Annotated in this window: 4 protein-coding genes; 2 read left to right on the top strand and 2 right to left on the bottom strand. The window is 27.9% G+C overall.

The annotated features are described in order from the left end of the window. Positions 1–2 precede the first annotated feature (2 nt). Complete coding sequence (locus tag U9R42_07605; GenBank protein ID MEA3495883.1) at positions 3–3,680, bottom strand: ATP-binding protein; 3,678 nt, start codon at positions 3,678–3,680, stop codon at positions 3–5. A 611-nt stretch (positions 3,681–4,291) separates the two neighbouring features. On the opposite strand from U9R42_07605, the gene ccsA reads away from it, so the two are divergent. Further along, entirely contained in the window at positions 4,292–7,387 is a 3,096-nt protein-coding gene (ccsA, locus tag U9R42_07610; GenBank protein MEA3495884.1) for a cytochrome c biogenesis protein CcsA, read from the top strand. Positions 7,388–7,400: 13 nt separating this feature from the next. Next, positions 7,401–8,519: a hypothetical protein gene (locus tag U9R42_07615; protein ID MEA3495885.1), complete on the top strand. Its 1,119-nt coding sequence runs from the start codon at positions 7,401–7,403 to the stop codon at positions 8,517–8,519. A 184-nt stretch (positions 8,520–8,703) separates the two neighbouring features. Here the strand turns inward: U9R42_07615 and U9R42_07620 are convergent, their stop codons facing one another. Beyond that, positions 8,704–9,054, bottom strand: a complete 351-nt coding sequence (locus U9R42_07620; protein ID MEA3495886.1) for a hypothetical protein — start codon at positions 9,052–9,054, stop codon at positions 8,704–8,706. Between the last annotated feature and the right edge of the window lie 143 nt (positions 9,055–9,197).

Consider the following 9,197-nt stretch of genomic DNA (forward strand, 5'->3'; position numbering starts at 1 on the left):
ACTCACTTACAAATCGGAAATGAAATAAAAAATGTTGTTCCTTTATCTTTTTTGGTTTCAAACCAAATTTCTCCCTTAGCATTTTTAATTATCCCTGAAACAATAGCAAGTCCCAGCCCCATTCCTGAGCTTTTTGTACTGAAATTTGGAATAAATATTTTATTATGAATATCATCAGGGATACCACTTCCATTATCCGTTATTGAAATAATAATATTGTCGTTTTCTTTATGAGTAATTATTTTAATAAGTCCTTCCCTTTCAGGTGGAATTGCATGAATTGCATTTTTAATAATATTATTTAATCCTCTTAAAAGCTGATCTTTATCTGCAAGTATAGCAGTATTTTTAGTGCCAAGTACTGTTTTAAAAGTAATATTTCCATCATCTATAAAAAGGTCTGAAACATCATTAATGGTATCTTCCAAAATCATTTTTTTATTTTCAGAATATGGCATACGTGCAAATTGTGAAAATTCTGTAGCTATTTGAGAAAGATTATCAATACGATTTATAATAATTTTTGTCGTTTTATCAAATCGCTCATCAATATCCGGTTTGTTTTCCTTCCAAGCTTTTAGTAATTGCTGGATATTAAGTTTCATAGGTGTAAGTGGATTTTTTATTTCATGTGCTACCTGCCTTGCCATTTCTCTCCACGCTGATTCTCTCTCACTTCTTGCCAATGCTTTTGCACTTTCTTCAACTTTTGTAATCATTTGGTTGTACTCATTTATCAGAATACCTATTTCATCATTACTGTTCCATTTTATTTTTTTATTTACTTTTCCAAATTGTATTTCACGTAAGTGTGTTTTTATAATCTCCAGCGGTTCTGTAAATGTATTTGCAATAGCAAAAGAAATTAGAAGAATAAGTAGGAAAAGAAAAACATAAATATTTACAGCAGAAACAATTAGTGAGGAAATTTCTTGTTTAAGTTTCCTTTCTTTTGCAAGATATGGAAGATTTACAAAATAATTTATCTGATTTTCATTGTCCCTTATCATTGAATAAGCTGATAAATAATTAATTTTTCCTCCTATCTTTTCATCCTGAATTAGCTGTGAAAACTGCTTTATCCTGAGAGTATAAAAAGCTTCAGCATCCATTTTTCGGGAAATAATTTTGCGTTCATACATCGGCATTTGTGATGAAGTAATTAAATTTCCTTCTGTGTCAAAGATATTAATATCCGACTTGAAAAGATGAGCAAGATTTTTCACTTTTGCATATAATTCTTCCCTGTCAAGTTGATTAATTTGATAGGTATTTTGTTTGAAATATGAATCTAAGTCGATAGTAATGGATTTTATTTCTTCCAAAAGTTTCTCCCTAGCATTCTCTTTGGAATTTTTCTTTATATAATTAATTATTGAGAAACCTGTTAAACCAAGTGCAATTAATAATGAAATAAGTATAGTTAATTGAATTTTAGATTTAAAAGTTAAATTAATAAATGAGAAAAAATCTTTCCAAAAAACAAATGTTAAGTACTTGTTTGATTTATTAAAAAAATCAACTTTTGACAAAGAAATTCCTATTGATAATATTATTGTAGAAAAAATAAAAAGGACTGAAAATAAGGATAAAAAGCTAAATATATTGTTTGCCTCTTTACTCATTATAATTGATATTTCATCACTAAGCTTAAATTTAAGGTGCTCATATTTGTTTTTATTAAAAAATAAATATTGAGATTTTTCATCATTTTGTAATACAAGCGGATACGAATATTTTCCCTTTTGATTTACAAGATTATTGTTTTTGTAAATTGCATACGAATACTCTTTTAAAACATCATTCCTTCTAATATTTTTTTCAATTAATAATTCGGGATATACACTTTCTTCAAGAAATGGCTTCTGCTTGAGTTCTATAAGCAACTGCCCTAATATTATTTGATTCTTTTTGATTTCTAAATGCACCAAATACTCGGGTGCTGCATCATAATTATTTATAAAAAATACTCTATTTACCGAATCAACCAACATTGCTGATTTTTTTACCTCAGCATACTTTTTTAATGGGCTAAATTTATGTGCCTTTAACATATTTCCAATTGGTGAATAAGTATGAATATCAACATCGTACCTACTGTAATAACCCGTAAAGTAAAGTTTTGTTAATCGTTGTTTAAGTGATTTTTTTGAAATAAACGGATTTAAATAATAGCTTTTAATAAAATTATCTTGCTTTATTTTTTTAATAATCTTATTAAGCACTAGTTCACCACTAATGTCCCTGTTTGTAACCAATGTATTTGCTAAAAGCATACGATTTTCGTGCTCTTTTACCTTAGTTGCATTTATTATCTGATGTGCCGAAAACACTGATGCCACCATAATAAAAAAAATTAGTGCCGATAAGTTTGGTTTTCCTTTTGTTTTATAAAAAAAACAGAAAATAATTACAAGCAAAGGAAATGTTATATGCAGATAGCTAAATACGTAATGATTATGAAAAATAAAAGAAAATATGACAGCAGGAATAATTCCAATAATCAACCAATATTGTATTGATAATTTGGTTTTATTTATTTTGTCAAATAAAAATAGTGCTAATTTGATATAAGCCGATAAAAGTAGAAAGATTATTATAAAAGATATTAAACTATAAAAATTGAAACTAAAAAAATCGTTCATATCAAGAACAATATTTGAATCGGTAACAAGACTAAAAATTATAATTGAAATACTAAAAGCTGATAAAATTAGTATTGAAAAAATAATTATTCCATAAATAATCAAAAAAACCGGGCTATTTTTTATTTTAAAAATTCTTTTCTGCGTAAAAAGAAAAACTAACCAATTAAGAAAAAAAACAGAAATAAACATTCCTCCTAATGAAGAAAAAAGATTGGAACTTGCATAAACCTCTGGACTGAATAACTTAAGATTAAAAATAAAATCTGGATAATCAAAGATTTTCCAGAAAATAACTACAACAACTAATGATAACAGATAAAAAACAAATCCACTTTTTATCATTCCTTCTTTGATAAGAAAACTTATTCTTGTGTGAATAAATAAAAATATTAAAATTAACCCCAAAAAGAAAATATATAAAAATATTTTAAAATGGCGAGATTCCTTTGATGCTATTTTAAAAAGTTCATCTCCGTTGTTGCTATAAATTGGTGTAGTGCCGACTTTATTATCAAAATTCAATTCAAATTGGTCGGAATGATTACAAAAATAAAAATCATTCTTTAAATAATTGTTTTCTAAAGGATAATCCGATTGAATAGGAATTAGTGCAATTACAGTAAAGGATTCTTTGCTATTGTTTAGCTGAAGATAATAACCATTTGCTAATTTTTGAATTCGGGTTTTTAAATTTTCATTAATTTTTCGTACGGGAAGTACTTTATTTGATGTCCATGCCAATAAATTCCCTTTTGAATAAGCATATAAAAAAATATGATGCTCATTTGAAAGTTCAATATATTTTTCAAAATCATTAAAAATATTCTCAATTTCAATATCACTAAACTCCTTTACAGCTTGATATGCAAGCTTCTCTTTTTTATATATTTCCTTTTGTATTTTCTTAGTTTCTAAATTACTACTAAAATTCACATTAGCTTGCTTGGTGTTAATTTCTCCTAAATAACCTATAATGATTATCACAATTCCAACATATAATAGTTTGTATTTTTTAAAATATATTTTTTTCAAATCCGTAATTTAGAATTAGTTTGATTTACAAATTTGCACTTTTAATTTAGAATACACAACAATTATTTGACATTGTTCTACTTGTTTGTAAATTTTGCTTCTATGTTGATTTGTATGGGTAAAAAAAATTAAAGCCACAGATTCACAGATTAAAATTAATTTATATGCAATATTCTAATAAGATATATGCAGAGCTGTCATAAATTGCGTTTTACTATAGCGTGTAAACGAATAATAATAAATACGTTAAACATAGTACCAAAGCTCAAATTATGACCACTCGAAGTATATGTCCTTTAGTACAGATATATCTGGATTTGGCGAAAATTCTGCATATCCTCCGCTCATCCTTTTGTCCCATAGATGAGGATGCCATCACACTCAGGGAGTTGGGTTTTCCCCTTTAGGGAAGGGGTATAGGTAGGCAAATAATGAGTTTCCTTATAAGCATTAATTACAAAAAAAGTAATTTCTTAATCTGTGAATCTGTGGCAAATTTGATTACCCACAGTATTTGACATAGAACCTTTCTAAACAGTAAAAGAAAATTCATTTTAGGATAAGAAGCTTTTGATTTCTTACTTTTGCACTAATAAAAAACTTCTATTCTCATGAAAAAACTTTCAAACTTCATTTTTTCATTTCAGCTATCGGGTATTTTACTAATGGTGTTAATTGTATTTTCTGCCATGGCAACATTTATCGAAAATGATTATGGCACTACTACCGCAAAAGCAATTATTTACAATTCAACTTGGTTTGAAATACTTTTATTGCTACTTGCGATTAATATTTTAGGAAGTATTTTTAAATATAAATTATTCAGAAAAGCAAAAATCGGAAGTTTCATTTTTCATCTTTCCTTTGTAATAATGATCATAGGTGCAGGATTTACAAAACATTTTGGTTACACAGGAAATATGCGAATTCGTGAGGGCAAAGCCTCTAATATTGTTCAAACACATTCTTCTTACTTAAAATTCAGTGTGAAAGATGCAAGCGATAGTGTTTTTGCAAAAAAGAAAATTTTATTATCGGGATTAACAAATAATAGATTTTCAAAAAAAGTAAAAATTAACGATAAAAAATTAAAGTTCAAAACTAGAAAATACATCCCCAATGCTTTCCAAGAAGTGGTTGAGGATAAAAATGGAGATTTGATTGTTGAATTAGCTTATCTTGTTGGAAAAAATAAGGGAGAATATTTGTATTTAGAAAATAATAAAACAACAAAATTCAATAGTGTAAAAATCGGCTTAAACAATATTAATTCCAACAACACAATTGATTTTAAATACAAAAATGGAATTCTTACTTTTATTTGCAAGGATAGTGTTTCTTTTTTTAATATGAATAACGGTAACACAGAAACAATTGCCCCTGATGAATTATTCATAATGAGAAAAAACATTGTTTACAGAATCAAAAATTTAAGTTTGGTTTTGAGCAATATTTACCCCAAAGCAAAAATCCAATATTTACCTTCTCAAAAGGCTTTTGCAAACAGTAAAGAAATTCTAATCGTTGAAGCAAATTACAATGGAAAGAAAAGAAATTTTAATGTTGTTGTGGGAGAAAATTTAAAAAATACATCTGCAAAAAATAAAATTGATGACATAAATATTTCTATTTCCTATAGTCCCTTAAAAATAAAGCTCCCTTTTTCTTTATATCTTGAAGATTTTATTTTATCAAGATACTCAGGCTCAAATTCGCCATCTTCTTATCAAAGCAATGTTATTTTAATTGATGAAAACAATAATACAAAAAAGGATTATAAAATATTCATGAACAATGTGTTATCCTACAAAGGATTTCGTTTTTTCCAATCTTCCTACGATCAAGATGAAAAAGGAACAGTACTTTCGGTTAATCACGATATTTGGGGAACATCGATTTCTTATTTAAGTTATTTTTTATTGACGTTGGGTATGATTCTATCACTTTTCAATAAAAATAGTCGTTTTGCATTACTGTTAAGAGCATCCAAAAAAATCAGAAAAAGCAGAGAATTATTAATTTTAGTTGCAATAGCATCATTATTTTTTATTCCTTCAAAAACAGCAAATGCTCAAGATTCAATTTCACAAAAACATCTAATAAAAGTTGAGCACGCACATGAATTTGGCAAATTGCTTGTCTTAGATCAATCAAACAGAATACAATCAGTAAGTACATTATCGTCAAAAATTTTACGAAAACTTAGCAGAAAAACCAAGTTTAAAGAATTAATTCCCGAGCAAGTAATTCTCGGAATGTTATCCGACCCTTTTTATTGGCAGGATGTAAAAATCATAAAAATATCAAATCCCGAATTAAAGAAAATCCTAAACTCTAAAGATAATTTTGTTTCCTTTAACGATATTGTTGACTACAAAAATCAAGATTACAAAATAAGCAAATATTTAACTAAAGCACTGAAAAAGAAATCATCCGAGAGAAATAAATTTGATAAAGAAGTTGTGAAAATAGATGAAAAGATAAATATTTGTTACATGCTTTTTACAGCTTCAATAATGCAAATCTTTCCGGTAAAAAGCGGTTCTTCAACAAATTGGATTTCAATTCAGGATGCTAAAGAATTAAATACCAAAGATTCAATTTTTATCAGCAGAGTTTTTCAAAAATATTTGACTTTTGTTAAAATAAAAAATTGGGATAAAGCAAATATTGTTTTAAAAGAAATTAAAAATTATCAAAAAGAGATTGGAGGAGATTCTATTCCATCGGATAACAAAATATTTGTAGAAACAAAATACAACCAATTAAATGTATTTAAAAGAATTATTTTATTCTATCTTTTTATAGGGCTAATCTTACTTGTTTTACAATTCATCAAAATTTTTAACCAAAAAATTAAATTAAATTTAATTGAAAAAATATTATCATTTTTAATAATAGCTTTATTTATTGTTCACAGCTCAGGACTTGCTGCAAGGTGGTATATTTCGGGACATGCACCTTGGAGTAATTCGTATGAATCAATGCTTTTTATTGCGTGGTCGGCAGTACTTTCAGGTTTAGTTTTCTTTGCAAGATCAAAAATGACATTGCCAATTGCCTCAATGATAGCAGCATTAACACTTTTTGTTGCAAATCTCAATTGGCTTGACCCCGAAATAACCAACTTAATACCTGTACTTAAATCATTCTGGTTAATAATTCATGTTGCCATAATAACTTCAAGTTACGGATTTTTAGCACTTGGGACAATACTTGGATTTACAAATTTAATTTTACTCGCAGTACGAACAAAGGCAAACAAAGAAAGAGTTGAATTATCAATAAAAGAATTTACAATTTTAAATGAAACAACAATAATCATTGGTTTGATACTTCTTACCATAGGAACTTTTCTTGGTGCTGTTTGGGCAAACGAATCATGGGGAAGATACTGGGGATGGGATCCAAAAGAAACATGGGCTTTAATATCAATGCTTGTTTATACTTTTGTTCTTCATCTTAGGTTTATTCCCGGTTTAAGAGGCAAATATGCTTTTAATCTTGGATCATTGATCGCTTACGCTTCCATTTTGATGACTTACTTTGGTGTAAATTATTATTTAAGCGGCTTACATTCTTATGCCCAAGGCGACCCTGTTCCTATTCCTTCATTTGTTTATTACACTATTGCAGTAATTGCAATTATTTCAATACTTGCTTACATCAAAGAATGGAGATTAGGAAGTTTAAAAAAAATTAATTAAAAAAAAGGCAATTATGATAATCAGAATAATTAGCGTTTTTCTCATAATGCTTTTGATGAATGGGAGTACAAATATTAAAAACAACAATTGGATAGATTTTTATTTGCATGATGGTATTCACAACCGAAATGGCATTATTACAAAAAATCCAATGAAATCAAAAGCTACTTCTACCCTGTACAGTAGTGATGAATTACAAAAAAATAAAGCTTCTGAATTAGATTACAAATACGCTGGTGGCGGAAAATACGGGATTTACAATTTATTTGATTCCGACCCTTCTACTGTCTGGGTTGAAGGCAAAGAAGGCAATGGTATTGGTGAAACAATATTTTTTATACTTCCCGATAGTGCAACAGAACTAAAAATCATTAACGGATATGCAAAAAGCAAAGAACTTTTCAAAAAAAATAATCGTCCGAAAAAATTAAAACTTTCAATTTATGCAGGCATAAATCCTTCAGCTTTTGTTACCGAAATTACTGCTTTGTACAAAACACTTAAGTTTCCTAAAGAATTTTCAATAAACTTAAAAGATGTGATGACAGAGCAATCTTTCAAACTTCCAATTTCTTTAGAAAAGCTGGAACAATTTAAAAAAGAAACAATTGAAGCCTACAACCAAAAGTATAAAGACCCAATTTCAGAAACAGAAATTATAATAAAATTAGAAATTGAAGAAGTTTATGAAGGAAGCGAATGGGATGATACCTGCCTTTCCGAAATTTCTTTTAATAATGTTTTTATTTACAATTTGATAATAGAAAAATTACAAAGTATCGATAGCATTTATATCAGTAAAAATGGCAATTCCATTTTAGTAAATTCTTATGATGACATTGGGAAAATTTTGATAAATGATGAGAATGCAGTTTTCCAACTTATTGATGTTTCAACCGATAAACAATGGGCAATTATTATCCGAATGTCAGCCGAACCTCATAAAGGACGAAAAGAAACAGAATATCTTTTACTAAATACTTTTATGGGTGAATTTGTAAATGAAAAAATCAAAACAAATTGCTGTAAAAATTTATCCGATTCATTTTTCTTTCTTTCAACAAAAAACTCCTTGTTTTTGGAATACATGAATGCAGTAAGCCAAGAAAAAAAATATCTTTTATTGATGTGATAACGCCCGATGTATGGTTACGTAGCGGACTTAAATGCAAGGTAGTTCAAATTACGCAATGAGCCAAATTTGCCACCATTAAAAAAGTAGTCAAATCGGCAGATTTGACGGAGTTTAATATGTACTACGCTGCCTAAATTTACTGCTAAACCGCTATGAACTATATATTTTGTTAAGTGCTTTTTTATTTAATTCTATTTAATTCTCTAAGATTCTCAATTTCGCGTTCAGACAAGTCCGTTAATTCTGCGATAATTTCATTAGCATATCCCTTTACAATCATTTTCATTGCGGTTTTTCTATTTCCTTTCTCAATCCCTTTTTCAATCCCTTCATATCGTAATCGTTGTGCAGTCGATACAAATTGCTGTTCTGCCTGTGTTGATATTGTTTCCATAATTTCTTTATATTTATCAGAGGCTATTTCAGTTGAATTTAGCATATAAACTGATATACTATCAAAAAAATCTTTTCCCTCTTTGGTTTGTAATAATTCATTTATTTGCTCAGATAAATGCCCAATCTGTTCAAGCATTTTCTGTTCATTAAATATATTCTGTATTATCTATTTTCAGAGTGTTTAAATCCAATTTTTCAACAATATTTGGATTTATTGTTTTTGACACAAATTCTTTAACTCCGTTTTTATTAGAAAACAGACTTTTAAAAAATCTATCG

Source organism: Bacteroidota bacterium (assembly GCA_034723125.1).
Taxonomy (GTDB): Bacteria; Bacteroidota; Bacteroidia; order CAILMK01; family JAAYUY01; genus JAYEOP01.